21 protein-coding genes and 1 pseudogene are annotated in these 20,722 nt (G+C 55.7%); 8 read left to right on the plus strand and 14 right to left on the minus strand.

The window, feature by feature from the left end; all coding sequences use genetic code 11:
• Positions 1-429: 429 nt before the first annotated feature.
• Positions 430-762, minus strand: coding sequence for a GYD domain-containing protein (locus tag GV827_RS21700; RefSeq protein ID WP_164356146.1), 333 nt, complete (start codon positions 760-762; stop codon positions 430-432).
• A gap of 492 nt (positions 763-1,254) precedes the next feature.
• Here GV827_RS21700 and GV827_RS21705 point away from each other — a divergent pair, with 492 nt between their 5' ends.
• Positions 1,255-1,695, plus strand: a complete 441-nt coding sequence (locus tag GV827_RS21705; RefSeq protein WP_164356148.1) for a PaaI family thioesterase — start codon at positions 1,255-1,257, stop codon at positions 1,693-1,695.
• A gap of 270 nt (positions 1,696-1,965) precedes the next feature.
• Here GV827_RS21705 and GV827_RS21710 read toward each other — a convergent pair whose 3' ends face one another.
• A complete protein-coding gene (locus GV827_RS21710) occupies positions 1,966-2,622 on the minus strand; it encodes a GntR family transcriptional regulator (protein ID WP_164356150.1) in 657 nt (218 codons plus the stop codon).
• A gap of 115 nt (positions 2,623-2,737) precedes the next feature.
• Here GV827_RS21710 and GV827_RS21715 point away from each other — a divergent pair, with 115 nt between their 5' ends.
• The 3 genes from GV827_RS21715 to GV827_RS21725 all read left to right on the plus strand — a co-directional run bounded on the left by GV827_RS21715 (position 2,738) and on the right by GV827_RS21725 (position 4,112).
• Positions 2,738-3,031 (plus strand): ribbon-helix-helix domain-containing protein, encoded by a 294-nt coding sequence (locus GV827_RS21715; protein ID WP_164356152.1) that lies wholly within the window; start codon positions 2,738-2,740, stop codon positions 3,029-3,031.
• A gap of 110 nt (positions 3,032-3,141) precedes the next feature.
• Positions 3,142-3,537 (plus strand): VOC family protein, encoded by a 396-nt coding sequence (locus GV827_RS21720; protein ID WP_164356154.1) that lies wholly within the window; start codon positions 3,142-3,144, stop codon positions 3,535-3,537.
• Positions 3,538-3,557: 20 nt separating this feature from the next.
• A complete protein-coding gene (locus GV827_RS21725; protein ID WP_164356156.1) occupies positions 3,558-4,112 on the plus strand; it encodes a Twin-arginine translocation pathway signal in 555 nt (184 codons plus the stop codon).
• On the opposite strand, the pseudogene GV827_RS21730 reads toward GV827_RS21725, so the two are convergent.
• Together GV827_RS21730 and GV827_RS21735 are read right to left on the minus strand one after the other, a co-directional pair.
• Positions 4,109-4,726: pseudogene (locus tag GV827_RS21730) on the minus strand (IS6 family transposase); the annotation flags it as partial. The gene GV827_RS21725 and the pseudogene GV827_RS21730 overlap by 4 nt on opposite strands.
• A 50-nt stretch (positions 4,727-4,776) precedes the next feature.
• Positions 4,777-5,481: an IS6 family transposase gene (locus GV827_RS21735; RefSeq protein ID WP_164356158.1), complete on the minus strand. Its 705-nt coding sequence runs from the start codon at positions 5,479-5,481 to the stop codon at positions 4,777-4,779.
• A 114-nt stretch (positions 5,482-5,595) separates the two neighbouring features.
• Here GV827_RS21735 and GV827_RS21740 point away from each other — a divergent pair, with 114 nt between their 5' ends.
• Entirely contained in the window at positions 5,596-6,378 is a 783-nt protein-coding gene (locus GV827_RS21740) for a tetratricopeptide repeat protein (protein WP_164356161.1), read from the plus strand.
• 297 nt (positions 6,379-6,675) lie between these two features.
• Positions 6,676-6,876: a 30S ribosomal protein S21 gene (gene rpsU, locus GV827_RS21745; protein ID WP_040700433.1), complete on the plus strand. Its 201-nt coding sequence runs from the start codon at positions 6,676-6,678 to the stop codon at positions 6,874-6,876.
• A 426-nt stretch (positions 6,877-7,302) separates the two neighbouring features.
• Here the strand turns inward: rpsU and GV827_RS21750 are convergent, their stop codons facing one another.
• The 8 genes from GV827_RS21750 to GV827_RS21785 all read right to left on the minus strand — a co-directional run bounded on the left by GV827_RS21750 (position 7,303) and on the right by GV827_RS21785 (position 16,910).
• Positions 7,303-9,018: an adenylate/guanylate cyclase domain-containing protein gene (locus tag GV827_RS21750; RefSeq protein WP_164356163.1), complete on the minus strand. Its 1,716-nt coding sequence runs from the start codon at positions 9,016-9,018 to the stop codon at positions 7,303-7,305.
• 547 nt (positions 9,019-9,565) lie between these two features.
• On the minus strand, positions 9,566-11,221 hold the full coding sequence (locus tag GV827_RS21755) for a Na/Pi cotransporter family protein (protein WP_164356165.1): 1,656 nt from the start codon (positions 11,219-11,221) through the stop codon (positions 9,566-9,568).
• Positions 11,222-11,246: 25 nt separating this feature from the next.
• On the minus strand, positions 11,247-12,038 hold the full coding sequence (locus GV827_RS21760; RefSeq protein WP_164356167.1) for a phosphodiesterase: 792 nt from the start codon (positions 12,036-12,038) through the stop codon (positions 11,247-11,249).
• Positions 12,035-12,844 (minus strand): carbohydrate ABC transporter permease, encoded by an 810-nt coding sequence (locus GV827_RS21765; RefSeq protein WP_164356169.1) that lies wholly within the window; start codon positions 12,842-12,844, stop codon positions 12,035-12,037. The genes GV827_RS21760 and GV827_RS21765 overlap by 4 nt, the downstream gene beginning before the upstream one ends.
• Positions 12,841-13,734: a carbohydrate ABC transporter permease gene (locus tag GV827_RS21770; protein WP_164356171.1), complete on the minus strand. Its 894-nt coding sequence runs from the start codon at positions 13,732-13,734 to the stop codon at positions 12,841-12,843. The genes GV827_RS21765 and GV827_RS21770 overlap by 4 nt, the downstream gene beginning before the upstream one ends.
• 64 nt (positions 13,735-13,798) lie before the next feature.
• Positions 13,799-15,067 (minus strand): ABC transporter substrate-binding protein, encoded by a 1,269-nt coding sequence (locus GV827_RS21775; RefSeq protein ID WP_164356173.1) that lies wholly within the window; start codon positions 15,065-15,067, stop codon positions 13,799-13,801.
• 47 nt (positions 15,068-15,114) lie between these two features.
• Positions 15,115-16,134 (minus strand): ABC transporter ATP-binding protein, encoded by a 1,020-nt coding sequence (locus GV827_RS21780; RefSeq protein WP_164356175.1) that lies wholly within the window; start codon positions 16,132-16,134, stop codon positions 15,115-15,117.
• The gene (locus tag GV827_RS21785; RefSeq protein ID WP_164356177.1) at positions 16,131-16,910 is read right to left on the minus strand and encodes a DeoR/GlpR family DNA-binding transcription regulator; all 780 of its coding nucleotides are present in this window, start codon (positions 16,908-16,910) and stop codon (positions 16,131-16,133) included. The genes GV827_RS21780 and GV827_RS21785 overlap by 4 nt, the downstream gene beginning before the upstream one ends.
• A gap of 239 nt (positions 16,911-17,149) precedes the next feature.
• Here GV827_RS21785 and GV827_RS21790 point away from each other — a divergent pair, with 239 nt between their 5' ends.
• Positions 17,150-18,034 (plus strand): HAD-IIA family hydrolase, encoded by an 885-nt coding sequence (locus GV827_RS21790; protein WP_164356185.1) that lies wholly within the window; start codon positions 17,150-17,152, stop codon positions 18,032-18,034.
• 474 nt (positions 18,035-18,508) lie between these two features.
• Positions 18,509-19,687 carry a type IV secretory system conjugative DNA transfer family protein gene (locus tag GV827_RS21795; RefSeq protein ID WP_164356179.1) on the plus strand — a complete coding sequence of 393 codons (1,179 nt, stop codon included), beginning with the start codon at positions 18,509-18,511 and terminating at the stop codon, positions 19,685-19,687.
• Between the two features lie 15 nt (positions 19,688-19,702).
• Here the strand turns inward: GV827_RS21795 and GV827_RS21800 are convergent, their stop codons facing one another.
• Entirely contained in the window at positions 19,703-20,233 is a 531-nt protein-coding gene (locus tag GV827_RS21800) for a DUF3768 domain-containing protein (RefSeq protein WP_164356181.1), read from the minus strand.
• Between the two features lie 104 nt (positions 20,234-20,337).
• Positions 20,338-20,722, minus strand: a 385-nt coding sequence (locus GV827_RS21805) for a hypothetical protein (protein WP_204326035.1), incomplete at its 5' end; no start/stop codon positions are given.

Raw genomic sequence — 20,722 nt, forward strand, 5'->3', positions numbered from 1 at the left:
GCCCGCTCGTCAGCGCGATCCGCACCGCATCAGCGCGGAATTCGTCCGTCCGTTTCGTTCCCATAGTTCGTCTCCTTTGCTGCAATAAATGCTATCAAAGGAGCGGCATCAAACCGTGACAGGTCCAAGTCCCCGTTCAATGGTTTTGTAACTAAGAATACGTTTACAGCATCGCGTCTTCATCGTCAGTGTTGAAAAGAGGTCAACGCAAGAACGGCAGACTCGTCCGCATCTGAGACATCGATCGCGCCCGCAGCGGATGGCCAGTGTTGGTATTGAGCGGTCTGTTGAGTAGAAAGCAAAACTTTGACTTTTTAGGAAGCTCATTCACCTTCACTGTGAAGCAACACCAGCTTGCCTAGAGTTCGTGATATCCAAAAGAAAAGGTCATCCGACGCAATTGGCCGGATGACCGGGAGTTTTCAGTCCTCAGCTCGGAGGCGCATAGCTCCCCTTAATCGCTTTATATGTGTCGCGCGCCTTGTGCATTTCCTCGTTGGAGTACATCGGAATCGTCTTAAAGCTCTCGATTGCTCCACCCATAGTCGCGACAAGAACCGATCCAATGTACTCAGATACGCCTGGCATATCAGCTATTAGCGCGACATGATGTTCTTGGCCAATCAAGCCATAGAAACCAATCATTTTACCCCCGGCAGCTTCGCAAACTGCGCGAGCCACCTCCTCACGATCAGTATCGCTCTCGACGATCAATTTGACTGCATCGGGTGTGTATCTAATCATTAACATGTAAATAGCCATTTGGAACTTTCCTTCGTAATATGCCCCCGAAATCCTTAGACTTCTGCTGCCGGAAAGTTACTTGCCCTCGGCTTTCTTAACACAATTTGTACCAAAGGTCTCCTTGCAATACTGACACCTACTCCGATGCTACTAGGTGCTGAAAGAAGGGCAAGTTGCTCTTTCCCCACCCGAAAACGCAGCCTCTGTCTCGTTCGGCTGCGCGTGGATGGACCCAACTGCTTTAAAGAAGAGCTCCATCTCGCTGCAGCCGCCAAAAACCCCTGAAAATGATCCCCGGATCGCCCGCGCTGACCTGACCGTCAAGCAAAAGCGTAGATGATCGCCTTACCATAGCTTGTTGCCCCCGATCTCTTCAACGCAATCAAAATGATGCTGACATCAAGAGCGGCTTGCATGATTATTTCGTGCTATGAGCGTTATCAATGCCTTTTGCGCGAGACGCCAACCGCGGGCAGACCAGAAAGAGATCACCGTTGAAGGAGCCCAATAATGAGCACAGAACCATCGATCGCGCAGTTCCTTCAAGCTCTTCCCTGCACAGCTCAGAATGTAGCTGAACTGCACGGGCTTCTATTTGCACCTTGGGTGAAGCAGCAACGGCTTGAATTTCTCGAAGTGGAAGAGGGGCGTGTCAAAGCGCGGCTGCCTCAGGACGCCGAACAGCATTTTTTGGGCGGCGGTATCTGCGGGCAGGCATTGATGTCAGCGATAGATACTGTGATGTCAATGGCGATGCTAACCTACCCACGAAATTCGAAAGGCACGGCCAGTCAAAACAATCAGTTCCTGCGCCCTGCCGCGGGTGATGACCTGATTATCGAAGCTGTGGTCCTGAAGATGGGCAAACACTCTGCCTATGGTGAAACACGGGTCAGCTTCGAGGGATCCGGAGAATTGGTAGTTCACTCTACGTCTGAATACGCATTCTGATTGGCTAGCTGCAAAAACAGGAACGGCAACTCTGTCCGCGCTCCGGACCTACGGCAGTCTTAACTTCTCACGCGTGCAGCGAATGACCGCAATGCGGGCTGCGAACGCAGCATTTGAAGTTTGTGTTCAAGGTCGGCTCTGGGTCGTCCACAACGAGAGTTGAGGCATCGTATGAGCAGATGCTGCACTGCATCTGAGGTCTGGAAGGAGCCCAGAGCGGCCTGTCATACAGCATGATATTTTCCAATCCAGTAGAACCTGTGAGAACGACTAACACTCTGAAAGCAGAGCTGCAGTTTTTTCCTGAGCGCGTTCTATGTGCTGTCTCATTTCGTCCTCAGCAAGTTCCACGTCGCTGCGCATCAACGCGGCAATAATCCTGTCATGTTCCTCCCAAGAGGTTTTCGACGCGACCCCTCGGCGAAGAACAACGCCCATCGAACGGCGGATATGATTCCAGTTTGTTCTCATGGTGTCCCGGATGGCGGGGTTGCCGGCCCAGCCATAAATCATCTCATGGAACTCGTAGTCCAGGTTGATCTGCAAACTGACATCTTTCGATGCGACGGCGTTCCAGCCGCGCTTGAGCATATCCTGCGCTTGCTTTGCTGCATCGACCGGCTTGCGTTGATGGGCGAGGCGGATAGCGAAAGGTTCAAGAGCACTTCGGAGCTCAAAGATCGACAGGAATTGGTCAACACTGATTTGCGAAACCACTACCCCCCGACGCCCTGTGTCTTCGACGAATCCGCTCGCCTTTAAAACTGAAATCGCGCTGTTAACGGGTTGTCGGGAAACTTGGAGGCGTGCAGCAATCTCGTCTTGATTCAGCCTCTGTCCTGGTTCGAATTCACCGGAACATATGGCGTTGAGCAAGATGTCATGTGTCTGCTCTGACAGGGTTTTTGGCGGCTTGATCGCATCCATATGTTCTCTCCTCGGTCTTCAGGTAAATCAAAAGCCTAAGTGCAGTTCTAAACACATTTCTGAATTTCGTATACGAAATACAAGAATGATATACAGCTACGGAGGGAGGAAAGCCATGTGTGAAGTCTTCGCGGGACAGGACCCTGAAAGATATGCCTGCACGACACGCCGCCTGCGCCTGAACGGGCAAAGCACGTCGATTCGGCTGGAGAACGCATTTTGGGTAACCTTGGATGACATCGCTGCCCGCGACGGTGTGACGACCCCTCTTTTCATTTCCACATTGCACTCTGAGGTCTTGGAGCGCCGGGGAGAGCCGTCGAATTTCACGTCGCTGTTGCGGTGTGCGTGTTTGAAATTCATGGAGATCTCTTGCTCCGAACCGGCCACTGCAATCGCTGCCGAATAAGACAGACCCTGCACCGAAAAAAACCTTGCGGGTAGTAATCACATACTACCCGGCCCCACGGGTCCCTCCGCTATCCTGCAATTCGACACTAAAGATTGCAGGAGCGCACTTTGGCCAAACAGATACATTCCATGATCCGGGTCCTCGATGAGGACCGATCTGTTCAATTTTATGACACCGCCTTCAGCTTGAAAGTTGCCGACCGGCTGGATTTTCCGACCTTCACGCTGATCTATCTCAGCAACCCTGAAACCGAGTTCGAGCTCGAACTGACAGTGAACAAGGACCAGTCCGAGCCCTACGATCTGGGCAACGGGTACGGCCACCTTGCAGTGTCGGTCGACGATCTGGACACCGAGCACGCCCGCTTCGAAGCCGAAGGTCTGGCCCCTCGCAAACTCGTAGACTTCGCACCCGCGGGCGAGACCGTCGCGCGGTTCTTTTTCGTGGCTGATCCTGACGGGTACCAGATCGAGGTGCTTCAGCGCGGTGGTCGGTTCAAATGACATCAAAGGGAGGAACAAAGATGTCTGATACTGTCAGCCCCAAGGGGCTCACACGGCGCCAGCTCTTGTCGCGGGCGACCGCTGCTGGCGCGTCTTTCATGGTCGGCTCCGGTTTTCTGGCAGCTCCGAACGGCGCCTGGGCGATGCAAACAGCAGCTCTCAAGCCTGAAACGATGGCAACACTCGTGCAGATGGCACGGGATATCTATCCGCACGATCAGCTCACCGACGAGTACTACGTCCTTGCCGTCAAGGGCTACGATACGCCAGAGGCCGCAGAGGGCGTCGAGGCCGGTGTTGCTGCGCTCAATGCCGCTGCAAAGGGAAAAGGTCACTCCAGCTATCTTGACACCGGCTGGGAGCGCGACCGGGTCGACATCCTGCGCGGTATGGAGGAAAGCGCGTTTTTCCAACAGATCCGCGGCGGGCTGGTGACCGGCCTTTATAACCAGAAAGCGGTCTGGCCGATCTTTGGCTACGAGGGCGCGTCCTTCGAGTACGGCGGCTACATCGATCGCGGTGCTGTCAGACCAATTCGAACTCGTCTCTGCAAGGACAGTGGCACTGTCCATTAATTCACGCCGAGACCGCGCCACTCAGCAAGAGCGGCGGCACGATTGAGTTTGAAATTGGGTCGAGTTGAGAGGCTGCGTTCCTGATTAAAGTGATTGTAGACGGAAGCGTGAACGGCGGCGAATTTCTGCAAACTTCGCATGCGCCGAAAGCGAAGCATGGCTCGTTCTCGTCGTCGAAACGGCAGATGTGAATTCTCCGCCCTGTTGTTCAGCCAACGGCCTGCTTCCTGCCTGTTGGCGGCGCCAATCTCTTTCAGCGCGGCACCGTAGGACCGCAGTCGGTCCGTGACGATGACTTCCGGGCGGCCATGCTTACGCATTGCTTTCTTTAAGAATTTCAATGCGGCCTTCTTATCACGGGTCTTCGTGACAAAGCTTTCCAGAACTTCGCCTTCATGATCAACTGCCCGCCAAAGATAGTGTTTCTCGCCGTTGATCTTCACGAACACCTCATCCAGATGCCAGCGCCAGCGACTGGATTTCATGCACGCAATTCGGCGCTTTCGGATCTCGGCAGCGAACAGCGGGCCAAACCGATGCCACCAATATCTCACAGCTTCATGGCTGACTTCGATGCCGCGTTCGTGCAGTAGATCTTCCACATTGCGAAGGGTGCTGGCAGACTAATTCGAACCAGTCTCTACAAGGACAGTGACACTGTCCATTAACTCGCGCCAAGACCACGCCACTCAGCCAGAGCGGTGGCGCGGTTGAGCTTGAAATTTGGTCTCGTTGAAAGGCTGCGTTCCTGATTAAAGTGATTGTAGACTGAAGCGTGGACGGAGGCGAATTTCTGCAAACTTCGCATACGCCTGAAACGCAGCATCGCCCGCTCTCGTCGTCGGAACGGCAGATGCGAGTTCTCGGCCCTGTTGTTCAACCAGCGACCGGTTTCCTGTCTGCCTGCAGCGCCAATCTCCTTCAAAGCCGCGCCATACGATGCCAGCCCGTCCGTCACGACCACATCAGGACTGCCGTGCTTACGCATTGCTTTCTTTAAGAATTTCAACGCAGCCTTCTTATCACGTGCCTTCGTGACGAAGCTTTCCAGTACTTCGCCCTCATGATCGACAGCCCGCCACAGATAATGCCGCTCGCCGTTGATTTTCACGAACACCTCATCCAGATGCCAGCGCCACTTGCTCGATTTCATGCCCGCAATCCGCCGCTTTCTGATCTCCGCGGCAAACATTGGACCGAACCGATGCCACCAAAACCTCACAGCTTCATGGCTCACATCAATGCCGCGCTCATGCAGCAGATCTTCCACATTGCGGAGCGATAATGGAAACCGCACGTACAGCATCACTGCCAGGCGGATTATCTCACGGCTCGTTTTAAAGTAGCGAAATGGATCAGGTTTGGTCATGCCTGAACGCTACAAATCCGCCCTGCCCGCTTCAAGCTGGTTTCCTCTGACAATGCCCGAAATATAGTTGGGTCAGTCGCACCCGAGATCGAGGCAGACGCAATTGCCAAAGTAGTGGGAAAACAGGCACGGGACCTGAGCGATCATGAGCAACTTCAACGGGCGAAATGGCATCTGACCCGATTAACCGCGGAACATAACCTGCAAGCCGAAGAAATCTGCAAGGTGCTGCTTCAGCGCAACCCCGATCTCGTCGAGGCATATACAACGCTGGCGTTGGGATACGGCTACGATGCGCTTTATGCTTGGAATCGACCACCACCAGACTCCCTTCGAATGGCGATGGAAGCCTCTCAGAACGCAATTGCACGTGACCCGCTCGATGCGGCGGCCCATGCCGTTTTTGGCGCGCTGATGTTCAGTTTGCGCAGGCACCAAGATGCCGAAGGCGCCTTGAAGCGCGCTATCGAAATCAACCCGAACCTGTCTATGGCTTATGGCTTCCTTGGTATGGTCCAAAGCTACACACACGATTTTGAGAACTGCTTTGAAAGTCTGCAAGAGGCCATCAGACTGAGCCCGAGAGATCCCCAAAGGGCGATGTTTATCGCCAATATTGGCCAGGCAAAATTCAACGCCGGGGACTACGAAGGAGCCCTTTGTCACTGCCTTGAAGCGGTTCGTGAAAATCCGCGCCTTCCGTCTGCGGTTCGCGCCCTGACGGCTGCATATGGCATGATTGGTGACACGGAAAAAGCTGCGGAGGCTTATTCTCAACTGGCCCGGTTGGTGCCGGGGATTTCACTTTCCACGACGCGCGGTGCGGTCGGGTTTGCGTATGAAGACGATGAAAATCGATTTCTGGAAGGCTTGCGTCGTGCGGGTATGCCCGAATAGCTCATAAAGGCCTCCGGCTAGACATTGTCGAACGGCAACTTTGTCCAGAGGGTGTGTGAAAACTCGAAATTCGCGCCCTTTTGGTGCCGCTCATTTTCCCGAAGCGAGGTGTTTGTGGCTCAGCTCAACGAGAGAGGCTGCAAATCTTGCTGTTTTTGTCGTTTTGCCGCCGCGCAAATAGTTTTCACACAGCCTCTCCGCACAGCCAACCTTGCTGTACAAAACTGATTAGGGTTGCTATTTGGCCAATTCATGCAGATCGCTGCAACTCCAAACAAGAAAGTTGGTGATAACCACATGCAGGTTAGTGTTCGCGACAACAATGTCGATCAGGCCCTTCGAGTTCTAAAGAAAAAGCTCCAAAAGGAAGGCGTATTCCGTGAAATGAAGCTCAAGCAGCATTTCGAGAAGCCTTCCGAGAAAAACGCGCGTCAGAAAGCAGAAGCGATCCGTCGTGCCCGCAAGCTGGCACGAAAGAAGCTGGAACGCGAAGGATGATCTAATTCGACTTTTGACGCTGAATAAACAGGCCCCCCGTTGTCCGATGGCAGCGGGGGTTTTCCGTGCCAGCGGGGCATTTTTCTTGGACGGCCCAAATTTTAGAATACTCTAAAGCGGACTTTGCCATTACCGGAGTGAACGGCTGCAAAGTCCGGAGGCTGTGTGAAAACTATTTGCGCGGCGGCAAAACGACAAGAACAGCAAGATTTGCAGCCTCTCTCGTTGAGCTGAGCCACAAACACCTCGCTTCGGGAAAATGACCGGCACCAAAAGGGCGCGAATTTCGAGTTTTCACACACACTCTCCGCTCAGCGGACTTCAGTGCTGAGCGCAGCTAATGGCTGGGACGAGCCCATAACGCCAAGAGCATCTGAGGGCGCTTTGACCGAGATTTCTGGAGCCCCTGCAGGCCAGAAGGAATAATCAGTCAGGCAGGCCTGCTTTCCGCAGGCATTCGCAGTCCTGTTCCAGCCTCTGTTGTGATGAATAGAGTTGCGTCTTTTTCCAGGTTGAAATTCTAAAGTCTGGACGAAACTTCAAAACGGTCTGTGCCGCTTTCCGGGCGGCTTCGATTTCACCCATTTCCGAGTAGACAATCGCCAGGTCGAGGTGGCCGAACCCTTCGACCATTTCACTGTATTCCCTTAAAGCCTCTATCGCTTCCTCGTACTTGCCATCCAGACGCTTGGCGAAGCCAAGGACACCTGCGTACCATCCCGGGTAGTGGGGATTGAGTGTGATCGCTTGCTGTGCGACCCGGATCGCGTCGGCAATCTGCCCATTGAAGGCCAGTGTCAGCGACAACCGCGCGGCGACGTCGGCATGGTTCGGGTTAAGGGCGAGCGCTCTGTCGAATTTCGTAATGGCGTCATCAAGGTTGCCGTTGATTGCATCGGCGAACCCGTCAACTGCGTGGGCTTCAGGGTTGTAGCTGTCGATCTCCAGGGCGCGGCGCGCGCATTCCCGTGCCTGTGCAAGGGCCGCTTCGCGATCTTCGCTGAACCCATGCCGCGCCTCCACGGTACAGATAAAACCCAAGGTGCAAAGGGGCGCTGAGTAGGTCGGGTCGAGGGCAATGGCACGCTCCGCCTCGCGACGGGCCTCGCCAAAGCTTTCTTTGGTGACCTTCCTGCAACTCTCGATGGCCTTGAGCTGTGAGGACCAGGCTTCCAGATTTTTCGTGCCGGACCCTCGGAACCGGGCCATCTCACCTTCGAGCAACTCGACCTGCAACTCGGTCGCAATCCTCAGAGCAATTTCGTCCTGAACTTCGAAGACGTCCTCAATGAGCCGATCAAATCGGTCAGCCCAGAGATGCAACCCCGTCTTGGCGTCGATCAACTGGGCCGTGATCCTGACGCGGTCGCGGTTTTGACGGACGCTGCCTTCCAGAACGAGATCGAGACCTTGCTCCAGCCCCACCTGTTTGATGTCCACCGACCGGCCCTTGTAGACAAAGGTGGAGTTGCGCGCGACGACGAGCAGGTTTGGCAGCTTAGAGAGGGTCGTGATGATCTCTTCGGTAATGCCGTCGGCGAAAAATTCCTGGTCCGGGTCGGAAGAGAGGCTGTCAAAGGGCAGGACCCCGATCAAAAGAGACTGGGAATGGGACTGCGGTGCGACGCGCGGTGGGGGCGCTTCCGGCGGTGCCCACTGGAAGACCGAGACCGGGGCCTGGACGTTTTTCAGTTTTTGATCTCCGGCCGTCCGGAAGACTTCTGAAAGACGTTCGTCGATGCTCCTTTGAACGACGTCCGAGATCAAAACCGTACCCGGGTCCGCCAGGGCCTGAAGGCGCGCGGCCAGATTGACACCGTCCCCGAACAGGTCGTCCTCTTCAAAGGCGATGTCTCCCAGATGCACGCCGATGCGCAATTGCAGCGCGGATTGCCTCAGTGCAGCGGTCTGGATATCGAAGGCACAGCGAACCGCATCGGAAACAGAGGCAAACTCCACAAGCCAGCCATCGCCCATGCGTTTGATAACATTTCCTCGATGTTCGCTGACCAGCGGCTCGAATATGTCCTTTCGCAGAAATCGAAGCGCCGTGAGCGTCCCGACTTCGTCGGACTTCATCTGTCCCGAGTAGTTTACCACGTCTGCGGCGAGTACTGCGGCGAGTTTTCTTGTCAGATTCATTCGGGCGCTCATCTTGGTTCTTAACATTCCCAGTCTACAGCGCTGGCGTCCTCTTTCAACGCGGCACAGCAGGGCTAGGATATTGTTTACGGCCGAGCGCGGTGGATGGCGGCTTCGTCCGCATCTGAGACATCGATCGTCTCCGCAGCGAGTGGCGGGTGTTGGCAAAGGCGGTCGTTGCAGCGCGAAAGAAGACGTTGCTGCCACGCGAACCAGTCATGAGTGGCCGCTGACGGCAGCTTTCCGGTCATCTGATGAAAAGACTCGGATGACCCAAGCGAGCCCAAACTGTGAATTCGTTTGTTGTGCTGCGTGCGCACGCAGCACGAAATTATATGCAATTGAGAAACTGTGCGCGCCGCGCCGGAGCCAGAAAAGCGGCCACTCATGCAAGGTGCAGCAATAACTCAATGGTCAAGGAACAAGTTTCCATAAACGCGGACATTGCCTGAGGCGAATTTTGATATTGCCCAGCATGTCGCACGTCAGGAGTCTTGCCGACATTTAGGAGTTTGTATCCTCGCCCATCTCGATTGAGAATGTGGGCCTAGGTGAGACGGCTCTTCAACAGGTCACCAGACTTGAGAAGAATGGGATGGCCGACCATCGAAAATGCGGTGTTTATTTGTTTCAGCGCGCGTAGCGTTTCTTGATGGATGTTGCTTGTTTCGATACTCTCCGCGAGCCCTTCGCGCAGGCGACCGATGTGGCTACGCTGCAGTTTTTGCTCAACTTTACGGACCTTTTCTTTGGCCGCTACAAGTTCGCGCGCTTCCGCCGGATTTTGGTTCATCATCACATTCAAGGCGAGTTGCACATTGCTTTGGACACGATCCGAAAAATCTCGGATCTCATCGCGGCCTTGGGGCGAGAATTGCAGCTTTTGCATATCCAGACGTTTAGCGAGCTCCAGCATGATCCGTGTGACCGCATCGGAGGCGGAATCAAGGCTGGAAGAAATCGAGGCAAGCTCCATTGAGCGGCGACTTAGATCCTCATCCATGCCTTTCTGCCCAAGGCGCGCGAGATAGAGTTTGATCTCCAGATGTGTCTGTTTGATGGCCTTGTCCTGATCCGCAATCATGCTGGCGGTGGCGCTGTTCCATTGGTCATAAAGCGGTTCGACCGCGATCAGCATCTGTTCGATCTTTTGTCCCATCACGAGCAGTTCACGCGCGGCACAGTCAATGGCGCGTTGGGGGCGGTCCAGCAAAGTTGGGTCGAGCGCGCTGGCTACGGCTAGGGCGTCGGATGCAGCGGGTTTTTCGGTCATGAGATAGGACAGTCCCGCCGTTATGGCCCCCACAAAGGGTAGCGCTAAAATCGCCAAAAATAGGTTGAAGGCGAGGTGTAGATTGATCGTTTGCCGGGCGGGCGTCGCTCCGAGTTGGTTCAACAGTTCCGGCATCGCCGCAATAAAGAGGAGGACCAGTGCAGCACCGCCACCCCGCAGAATCAAGTTGGCCATAACCATCCGTCGCGACGCAAGCGGCGCGGAATAGGTCAGAACAAATGCGATGAAGCCGCCGCCCAAGTTGGCCCCAAGGATCATTGCGGCGGCGGCAGGCGTAGGAAGGATGGATTGTCCTGCCAGTGTGACGAAAAGCAACACGGCTGCGACACTCGAATGGACGCCCCAGGCGAACACGGCACCGATTACGAAGGCGGTCAGCAGATCGCTGCCCAGATAGGCCATGACAGCCTGCGTGCCGGGGTTGGATATCATAGGTTCGGTGGCACCCCGGATCATGTCCAGCGACACGAAGATTAGCGCAAGTCCGATCATGATCCGGCCGATTTGCCGTGTATTGCTGCCTTCGCCGCGCAGAAACACCGTGACACCGATGACAAGCAGCAACGGGATCAGAAGCGGCTGCCGCAACATCAAGAGCTGCGTCACCACGGCCGATCCAACATCGGCTCCTAACAAGATTGCGAGCCCGGTCGCCGTCGCAAGCCCGCCTTTGGACACAAAATTGGACACCAGAACCGCAACGGCAGTGGCGCTTTGCAACAAGACAGCCGCGCCCATACCGGTTGCAGCGGCTACCAATCGATTCTTGGCAGAATGACGCAGCCAGATGCGCATGGGTGCGGCGAACCCGCGCTCGACCCCAGTGCGCACCAGCCGCACAGCCCAGATCAACAGGGCCGCAGCCCCAGCAATTTGGATAAGGATTTGGATCGCATGCGGTTGATTCACCGGGCGTGTCTTTCAGTTGAGTTGCTCAGAAGGGATAGGGGCCCGATCCGGCCACAGGCCCGATGCGGAGGGTTTGAAACCCAGCTTCCCAGCGGTGCAGAAGGCACCCGTCTTCTGGGGTCATATAGCCAACGGGCGCGTCAGGGCGACGATCATAGGCAAATGTGCTGCAGGGCGACGGCGCTGAGATGGCTATGTGACCTGCGATATCGCTGACAATCATATTGTGGATATGGCCGCAGAAAACGCGAAGCGGGCCATCATAAGTGGTCAAGAGGTCGCGTAGATCGCTCCTGTTTTTGAGTCCGATATTGTCCATAAAGCCGATACCGCAGGAGAAAGGTGGATGATGCAGCGCTAAAAGTACGGGCGAGTTACTAGCCTCCGATAACGCCGCTTGGAGGAACGAAAGGCTCTCACCCGAGAGTGTGCCCAGTCCCTGTCCCTCAACCAGCGTATCAAGCCCGATCAGGTGGATGTCGCCAATCTGGCGTGTCCAGTTCAGCAGGCCATCTGTCGGTAACACATCGGCAAAGGCGTTCCGCATGGGATCACGTCTATCGTGATTTCCGGGGATGACATAGGTCGGCAGATTCAAAGGCGCGATGAGCGCCTTAAACCTTTCATAACTCGCGGCTCTGCCATCATCGCTCAGGTCGCCACTGACCAACAGCGCGTCAATCGCCCCGATCTGGTCGCGGATGCTGTTTATCCGCAAGACCAGCCGCGCTAGGGCATCCGCCGTATCCAGTCGTCCCGACACCAGCGCGCCCTCTGGCACGATATGGGTGTCGGAGATTTGCAGGATCGCGGTCATTTGATCCCTGCGCGCAGGAAAGCCTGCACGAACTGACGCTGGAAGATCAGGAAAGCGATCAGCAAAGGGGCGACAGACATGAGCGTTGCCGCAGAAATAACGCTGATATCCACGCCGTTTTCCGGCGCGCCAAAGATTGACAGACCAACCGTCAGGGGGCGCGTTTCAGGCGAATTGGTGACGATCAATGGCCACAGGAAATTGTTCCAATGGGTTGAAACGGACACCAGCGCATAGGCCAAATAGGTGGGCTTCGCCAATGGCACATAGACCCGCCACAGGATGCCCAGCAGGCCACAGCCTTCGATGCGCGCGGCCTCGTGCAACTCAATCGGCACCCCCTTGAACGCTTGCCGCATCAGGAAAATTCCGAATGCACTGGCCATATATGGCATGCCCACGCCAAGGATCGTATCAAACAGTCCAAGCCGCGAGATCATGGCGTAGTTTTCCACAATCAAAACTTCGGGCAGGATAAACAGCTGCATCAGCACCAGAATGAACACAAAGTCTTTGCCGCGGAATTCGAGCTGCGCAAAGGCAAAGCCTGCCAATGTGGTCAGGACAAACTGTCCAATCAGGATCACGGTCACCAGCATGAAGGTGTTGATGAAATACTTAAGCCATGGCGCTCCCGCCCAAGCGACGCGGAAGTTGTCCAGGGTCCAAGGCGAGAACACGTTCAGATTGACCGCATCCGAGGTAGAATGCGTCGCTGCCCAGAAGGCAAAGACAAGCGGTGAAATCCAGATAATCGCCAGCAGGGTCGCACCGAAGCTGTCCATGAATTTGGTCAAGCTCTTCATTGGTAATGCGTCCTTTTGTCGAGATAGAGGAACTGCACAGCCGCGACGATACCCAGCACACCGATGACCATCATTGTCATGGCTGCAGCACTTGGTGCGTCAAAGAAGGCGAATGCCATCTCGTAAATGTAGTACAGGATCAGTTTGGAGGCATCTGACGGCCCGCCCTTCGTAAGAATGAACAAATGGTCGATCAGTTTGACGGAATTGATCATGGCATTCACAGCAATAAACAGCGTGGTGGGCATCAGTAGCGGCAAGACAATGCGTCGGGTGTAGGTCCAGCGACTGGTACCCTCTATGTCAGCGGCTTCCTTGAGATCTTCGGGGATCGTCTGCAACGCGGCGAGATAAAAGATCATAAAGAACCCTGCCTCCTTCCAGATCGTCACAATGATGATCGCCCAAAGAGCCGTTTCCGGCTGGCCCAGCCAGTTGACCGATGGCAAGCCAAACAGACTGCCAATCTGGTCAAGCACACCAAGGCCGGGTGTGTAAAAGAATAGCCAGAGGTTCGCAGCAGCGATCATCGGCAGAACGGTTGGCGTGAAATAGGCAGTGCGCACAAAGCCGCGAGCGCGGATTTTGCTATTTGCCCAAAGCGCCATCGAGAGTGCTATGAAAATCGACACCGGGATTGTGACGCCCGCATAAAGCAGGTTATTTTTGACCACGATCCAGAATGTCGGGTCGGCAAAAAGCTCGGCGTAGTTTTCAGTGCCGACGAATTCAGTGGGTTTGCGGCGTGTGCCGCGTGAAAACATGCTTGACCACAAGGTCGCGACCGACGGGTAAAACGCAAACAATGTCAACAGGACTGCGGCAGGAGACAGCAAGAGCCAGCCATAAATGGCCTGCCTGCGGCGTTCGAGGTTGGCATGGGCTGACATGGCATGTCTCCGGCAATTGAGAAAGGTGGGCCAGCACGAATGGCGCGCCGGCCCCTCCGGAAGGTTACTGGTAGTCGCTCAGTAGGCGGACAGCAGCGGCTTGCGCCTCGGCCAGTGCTTCGGCTGGTTCTTTTGCACCGGTCAATGCGGATTGGATCGCATTGTTCAGACCATCGCGGACGCGTGCGGTCTCGAAGGTCGAGAATTCAGCCACAGCGTTTTCCAGCTGGTTGCGTGCCACAAGAGCAGGCGGGAACTCGGCCGTGTAGGCCTTTAGCGCATCGGTCTCATATGCTGCAGCGGATACACCCATGTAGCCAGTTCCGATTGACCATGCGGCCGCCTGTTCAGGGGATGTCATGAACTGCATCAGCTTGAGGGCCGCTGCGCGTTCTTCATCTGTCGTGTCCTTGAACAGATAGAAGTTGCCGCCACCAGTGGGAGAACCCTTGCGTACGTTTGCAGGCAGTTCGGCTACGCCAAAGTCAAAGCTTGCGCCGTTTTTCACCGCAGTCAGGTTGCCGGTGGAATGCCACATCATCGCGGTCTGACCTTCAAGGAACGCCTGACGCAATGTGCCCCATTCGACGGTGCCTGTCGGCATGATGCCATGTTCGGTGGACAGGGACTTCCAGAATTCCAGTGTTTCAACGACCGTTGGATCGTCGAAATAGGTGGTCAGACCATCGCCAGACATCACCTCTTTGCCGTTCTGTATCGCGAGCGCCTGGAACATCCAGTAGGGATAACCGGTTGATGGGATCATAAGGCCATAGGTGTCGCCTTTGGTCAGGGCTTTGCCCATCTCGATCATCTCGTCCCATGTCGTTGGCGGAGCTTCGGGATCAAGGCCAGCGGCGCGGAACATGTCTTTGTTATAGTAGGCCACAATCGTGGACCGCTGGAACGGGATACCCCATGTCTGCCCTTCGATCAGCCCGTTGGCCATCAGTGCAGGGTAAAAGCTGCCCAGCCATTCCTTGTCGGCGTCTGTTGTTGCAACCTCTTCGAACGGAATGATCAAGTCCTGTTCGATCAGGTCATAAGCATCGATGGAAAACATCACCGCAAGCTGCGCAGGCTCACCAGATGCAAGTGCGGAAAGCGCACGTACCCGTGTGTCATCATAGTTGCCCGAATAGATTGCGTTCACCTTGATGTCAGGGTTTGCAGCTTCAAAGTCTGCGACGATGCCGTCGACCACTTCGGTCAATGCACCACCGACGGCAATCGGATAATACATGGTCAGTTCGGTTTCAGCGCTTGCTGGCGCGGCAAGACCAACTGCCATAGCCGTCGCCAGCCCCAATCCGGTTGTTGAAAATAGTTTCATCTCTCTCTCCCTTGGTTTTCGTTCATTGTAGTGTCGGCAGGTGGTTTTCACCCAGCCAGTCGTTGGCCCGCAGCGTCAAAGACGTGCAGATTTTCGTCGTGAAAGGTAATGTCAATCTCGTTGCCTTCGGCCATCATCGAAAGACCCGGTTTAAGCACGCAAAGCCCCGCAGCGCCTGCGTGATCCAATCCAATCAGTGTCTCCGCGCCCAGAAATTCGCTTTCATTGACGGTGCAGCGCATCCGTCCTTCGCCCTTTGGCACAATCTGGATGTTCTCGGCTCTGATCCCGATTGTCTTGTCCGCGCCAAACCCGTCCAAAACGGAAGACTGAAGCAATGCCATCGGCGGTGCGCCGACAAACTCGGCAACAAAGGTATTGTTGGGCCTGCTGTATAGGTCTTCGGGCGATCCAACCTGCTGGATATGCCCGTCCTTCATCAGCACAACCGTATCAGCCATGCTCATCGCCTCGGTCTGATCGTGTGTGACGTAGACGACTGTGATGCCCAGATCGCGTTGCAGTTTTTTGATGTCCTTGCGCACTGCGTTGCGCAACTTTGCATCAAGGTTGGACAGCGGTTCATCCATCAGACACAGGCGCTGCCCAGCGACGATTGCACGAGCCAAGGCAACGCGCTGGCGTTGTCCGCCTGACAATTCGCCGGGCTTGCGATCTTCGAGCCCCAGCAGTCCGGTGATTTCCAAAGCACGGTTGAGCTTTTCCAGCCGCTCTTTCTTTGGGACACGCCGGACTTTGAGGCCAAACATGACATTTTCGGCAACCGACAGGTGCGGAAAAAGCGCGTAGGACTGAAACACCATCGACAGGTTTCGGTCAGAGGCGGCGCTTGTTGTCACATCCTTGCCGTCAATCTCGATCTTGCCCTCGTCGGGCAATTCTAGCCCGGCCAACAGACGCAGCGTTGTAGATTTCCCGCACCCGGATGGACCAAGAAGGGCGGTGAAGCTGCCCTCGGGAATATCCAGCGTGATGCCTTCAACGCCCAATTGGCCGTTCCAACGCTTTGCCACGCCGTCGAGTTTCACAAACGGTGATGTTGTCATGTTGCATGTCCTTCAGCCACAAGCAGGCGATCTTTGATTTTATTCAGCAATGGCGCAAATTGATCGCCCGGCCATCGGTCAATGATGATCCGGTCCATGTCAGCTATATTGCTGCCCAATGCAGGCGCTTGACGCCCGAACTTGGACCCGTCGATTACCAGAAGGGATTGTTTGGCATTTTCACAAATCTTTTGTGTCGCGCTCACTTCGGTTGTGTGAAATTCCAGCAGCCCGCCGTCTTCTGCGATTCCGGCCGCGCCAAACACGGCGAAATCGGCGCGAAAACGCCCAAAGAAGTCCAAGACTTCGTTGCCCAAAATATCGCGATCCGGCAAGCGCACTTCCCCGCCGGGCAGGATGATCCGGTTTGAGACTTCCTCGCTCAGCGCCATCGCTGCACTCAGGTTGTTTGTGATAACGGTCAGCCCTTTGCGACGACGCAGCGCCTGCGCCACGCTAAGCGGGGTCGATCCGATGGAGACAAACAAACTAGATCCATCTGGAATCAAATGGGCGGCGGCTTCTCCGATGGCGCGCTTGCCCATCAAGTTCGTGCCTGCACGTTGATCGAATGGTGTATTCAGAAATTCTTCGCTAAGCTCGATGCGACCATGTAGACGATGCAGCATGTCGCCCTCACAAAGGGTATCCACATCGCGGCGGATCGTTTGCATAGACACATCAAACCGCTCTGCAAGTGAACCAACGGTCACTGCACCTTGCTCAAGCACCAAAGCCGAGATCGCTTCGCGTCGTCTTTGTTTTTTTGATGACATTCCACCCCCACGGCCTTGAGACTTCCGCAACGTTAGTCCGTGAAAAGTAACAAAACAACATTTTAATTTCGCTGCTTAACCTTGTATTCTCAACATACTGCCTAAAATATAGAAAAATATAGAGGAATGGCAGTCGACGACACACAGATTAATGTTGTTTTGTTGTTTTGTCTTTCGCTTAAGGAATTTTTCTTTAAGGTAATCCCAAAGTGAGCGATCAGAAAACGAAGTGGGGAAGCATGCTGACAACGCAGTCGATTTTTGATCGTTACCAGGAAGTGCGTGCACGGTTTCCGGACGTGAGCGCCCGCGAAGACTCGCTTGGTATCACGTCATTGCTGGACATCGCCGATCAAGTCGATGCCTTTGTATTTGACGCATTTGGCGTGCTGAATGTGGGCGAAACCTTGATCCCTGGCGCAGACATAAGGCTGGATCAGCTGCGCGAACGTGGCTGCGCCATTCGCATCCTCACTAATGCCGCCAGCTACGATCGAAAAGGTGCCATCGCAAAGTTCAAACGCCTTGGCCTACGCGTTGAGGATAATGAAATTATCACCAGCCGGGAAGCGGCCCTTCAACATGTTGGTGAGGGGCATTGGGGTGTCATAGCCGCTAACTCTGACGCATTAATCGACCTGCCCGACACCGTAACGCGGCTAGAAGACAACGCAGACGCCTATAACAAAGTCGATCAGTTCCTGTTTTTGTCAACTGCTGACTGGACCACCTCGCGCCAAAACATGTTAGTATCAGCGATGCAGCACCGGCCGCGAAAGGTGCTGATCGGAAACGCAGATCTGGCCGCGCCTCGCGACGATGGATTTTCCATTGAACCGGGGCATTATGGCCACCAGATTGCCGACCAATTCCCAGACTATGTCTATTTCTTTGGAAAGCCTTTCCCCCAAGTCTATGACCTGATTGAGGCGTCACTGGCGTCGCTGCCCCCTGACCGGATCGCCATGTGCGGTGATACTCTCCACACGGATATTCTGGGTGCTGCAGCACGTGGATGGCGTACGGTGCTTGTCACACAGGATGGATTGTTTGCGGGCTACGATACGCAGCCTTTCTCAAAACAGTCTCGCCTATTTGCTGACTGGCGGCTCGACCGCATCTGAATGTCTCTGGGCCAGATGCTAACGTCAGAAGTACAACTCGGGTTGGCTGACAAGCACCCGCACGTTCAAGCGCACTTTTGATTAGTGAGGAAGTCCATGCTCACTTTCGAATGCGGTTTTTCAATAGCTAGAAAGCGCGCGATGCAATCGCTGGATCAACTGCCGCGAAAGGGCAGTTGAAAATTTGTACAGATCGACTCATTTGAATGACCGCTTCGGCGATGTAAGGAGCATTGCAGCAAGCAATATGACACAAGTGCGAAATAATGCTGCATCAGCAATAGCTGCACCTGCACAAGTCGGGTTTGTCCGCAACTCAGCCATTGCTCCTAGCTTAAGCAATGTCGGCAAAAGTCGGAAAAGCGGACTCAATCACTCTGATGTCGCTCCGCCTTGGACGCTTCCAGACCGCAGTCGCATTGGCTCAATCCGGTGCACCTAGCGGTCCGCTCTACTTCACCCGAAAATTCGTGAATGAAGCACATCTCGGAGACTGTGAGCACACTGGGCCTGGCGCTTAGCCGATACGGCAATACCCCCTTTGGCATCCGGCTCGCTGACCGCCTGATGCATCTGCATGTTGTGGGGCAGACGGGCACCGGCAAGTCGACACTTCTGGCCAATCTCGCCCTACAGGATGCCGCGCGCGGCTTTGGCTTCTGTCTCATCGATCCGCACGGTGATCTGGCGGACACGCTGGCAGCCCATCTGGGGGACCGCGCCCACCTCTGGGCACCGGCCGACCCGGACAACCCCTATGGCTACAACCCGCTGACCCGCGTCCCCGAGGCGTTCCATCCTCTCGTTGCCGCAGGACTGATCGATGCCTTCAAGAAGCAATGGACCGACGCCTGGGGCGTGCGCATGGAGCACCTCCTGCGCCACGCGCTGCTCACCCTGCTGGCCCAACCGCGCGCGGACCTGCGTGACCTCATCCCGCTTTTCATCGACAAGGCCGTACGGGCACAGATGCTCGCCCGCGTCACCGATCCTCAGGTGCGGCACTTCTGGTACAACGAGTACCCCAAGATGAACTACAAGACAGCCTTTGATGGTGTGGCACCCATTGCCAACAAGCTGGGGGCCTTTCTTGCCCATCCCAATGTCCGCCGCGCCCTGTGTGAGCCCGCCAAGCCGCTGCGGTTCCGCAAGATCATGGATGAGGGCCAGCTGCTCATTATCAATCTTAGTAAGGGGCGCCTCGGCGCGGACGTCACCAACGTCCTGGGCGGTCTGATCGTCGCCAGTATCGTCAACGCAGCGCTCAGTCGTCAGAGCATTCCAGAGAATGCTCGGCGGCCCTTCATGCTTCATGTCGATGAGTTCCATGCCTTCACGACCGCCTCCATCGCCGACATCCTGCCAGAGACCCGCAAGTACGGGCTCGGTCTCACGCTGGTCCATCAGCACATCGCCCAGGTCGAGACCGCCGTTTTTGACGCGATCCTGGGCAATGTCGGCAGCCTCATGGTGTTCCGGGTCGGGGCCAATGATGCACCGGTCTTTCTGCGTCAGCTGGAACACGTTACCTCGAGCGATCTGATCAACCTCCCCAACCACCGGGCTTACATGCGGGTGATGGTGAATGGTCAGAGGTCCCGGGTCTTCTCTGTGGCAACCATGCCGCCCCCGCAAAAAACCGCCTCCCGCTAGGGGAGACGGTCAGACCTAGTACTCGCTGGCCAACATCAGGGTCAGCACCCTGTGGGTCACGGCCGCGTTGGCCGGGTTGGGCGAGTGGGCCTGCAGATCGAGGTCATAAGGGTCGATCTTCCAGAAGAGCTTGTGCCCCTCGAGTTCAAAGGCCCCGAAGTCATGCTCACTCCAAGGATCGTTGTCTTCGCTGAAGCTGTCGAAGTCTCGGACAGCCGCCAGGGCCCGGGCGACAAAGTCTGTGCCCATCGCCGAGACCCCATTGGTCACGAAGACCGAGCCACGGCCCTGACCTTCTGTTCGAAAGGCATCGTTCAGGTCGCGCAGACGGCCGTTCTCCGGCCCCTTCGGCCTAACCCACTCAAGCTGGGTCTCTTGCTCACACGTGCGGCAATAGGCCTGGTCGAAGTGGGTCTCCAATTCCCAGAAGCCCGCCTCTCTGTTCCAGCAGGCCCAGGCATCGGTTACAACGCGCTCTGAGCCACAGCGTGTGCAGATGGGCACCTCGCCAATGACATCGAACTCTGTTTCTTCCTTTGTCGTCATCTCTCTTCCCTCCGGTCGGGTGGCCGCCCGAGACCATCTCGGACGCACCCCACGAAGGGGGAGAGGGAGGGCTAGCTTGAAGGCCTGCGGGGCAGCGACGGGACCTAACCAAAGGTTGTCTCGATCAAGGACAGGGCCTCGAAGTAGATCAGGGTCTTGGGCTCGGGGTCCCAGATCCGACGCACCTTGGGCAGATAGGGCTGCAGTGTGGGATACCGGCGTGCCAGGTCCTGTGCTTCGACAAACCGATTGGCATGGGCCTGGTCGCGCATCACGGCAATGCTTTCGACATCTGCAAGCTCTGCCACCGATCTCAGCGCACCAATGATCTCGCGGGTCTTTGCCCCTTTCTTTGAGCGGGTCAGGAGCTTCTCGGTAATCACGTTGTCTGGCCGGAACCGCTCAATCTGCCGGGCGGCGTAGGCCCGGGCCTCTTTGGGTCCAACGCTCGCTTTCCGGGACATGCCCACACTCTTGACGGTGCCCTGA

Origin of the sequence: Sulfitobacter sediminilitoris, from assembly GCF_010667575.1 — a bacterium.
Taxonomy (GTDB): domain Bacteria; phylum Pseudomonadota; class Alphaproteobacteria; order Rhodobacterales; family Rhodobacteraceae; genus Sulfitobacter; species Sulfitobacter sediminilitoris.

What these genes read in the sequence shown, in the direction of transcription:
- GV827_RS21770 (WP_164356171.1), bottom strand. Translation starts at nt 13,734, where the DNA reads ATGTCAGCCCATGCCAACCTCGAACGCCGCAGGCAGGCCATTTATGGC.
- GV827_RS21750 (WP_164356163.1), bottom strand. Translation starts at nt 9,018, where the DNA reads ATGAATCTGACAAGAAAACTCGCCGCAGTACTCGCCGCAGACGTGGTA.
- GV827_RS21790 (WP_164356185.1), top strand. Translation starts at nt 17,150, where the DNA reads ATGCTGACAACGCAGTCGATTTTTGATCGTTACCAGGAAGTGCGTGCA.
- GV827_RS21795 (WP_164356179.1), top strand. Translation starts at nt 18,509, where the DNA reads ATGAAGCACATCTCGGAGACTGTGAGCACACTGGGCCTGGCGCTTAGC.
- GV827_RS21800 (WP_164356181.1), bottom strand. Translation starts at nt 20,233, where the DNA reads ATGACGACAAAGGAAGAAACAGAGTTCGATGTCATTGGCGAGGTGCCC.
- GV827_RS21760 (WP_164356167.1), bottom strand. Translation starts at nt 12,038, where the DNA reads ATGACCGCGATCCTGCAAATCTCCGACACCCATATCGTGCCAGAGGGC.
- GV827_RS21700 (WP_164356146.1), bottom strand. Translation starts at nt 762, where the DNA reads ATGGCTATTTACATGTTAATGATTAGATACACACCCGATGCAGTCAAA.
- GV827_RS21725 (WP_164356156.1), top strand. Translation starts at nt 3,558, where the DNA reads ATGTCTGATACTGTCAGCCCCAAGGGGCTCACACGGCGCCAGCTCTTG.
- GV827_RS21715 (WP_164356152.1), top strand. Translation starts at nt 2,738, where the DNA reads ATGTGTGAAGTCTTCGCGGGACAGGACCCTGAAAGATATGCCTGCACG.
- GV827_RS21785 (WP_164356177.1), bottom strand. Translation starts at nt 16,910, where the DNA reads ATGTCATCAAAAAAACAAAGACGACGCGAAGCGATCTCGGCTTTGGTG.
- GV827_RS21735 (WP_164356158.1), bottom strand. Translation starts at nt 5,481, where the DNA reads ATGACCAAACCTGATCCATTTCGCTACTTTAAAACGAGCCGTGAGATA.
- GV827_RS21780 (WP_164356175.1), bottom strand. Translation starts at nt 16,134, where the DNA reads ATGACAACATCACCGTTTGTGAAACTCGACGGCGTGGCAAAGCGTTGG.
- rpsU (WP_040700433.1), top strand. Translation starts at nt 6,676, where the DNA reads ATGCAGGTTAGTGTTCGCGACAACAATGTCGATCAGGCCCTTCGAGTT.
- GV827_RS21765 (WP_164356169.1), bottom strand. Translation starts at nt 12,844, where the DNA reads ATGAAGAGCTTGACCAAATTCATGGACAGCTTCGGTGCGACCCTGCTG.
- GV827_RS21710 (WP_164356150.1), bottom strand. Translation starts at nt 2,622, where the DNA reads ATGGATGCGATCAAGCCGCCAAAAACCCTGTCAGAGCAGACACATGAC.
- GV827_RS21775 (WP_164356173.1), bottom strand. Translation starts at nt 15,067, where the DNA reads ATGAAACTATTTTCAACAACCGGATTGGGGCTGGCGACGGCTATGGCA.
- GV827_RS21705 (WP_164356148.1), top strand. Translation starts at nt 1,255, where the DNA reads ATGAGCACAGAACCATCGATCGCGCAGTTCCTTCAAGCTCTTCCCTGC.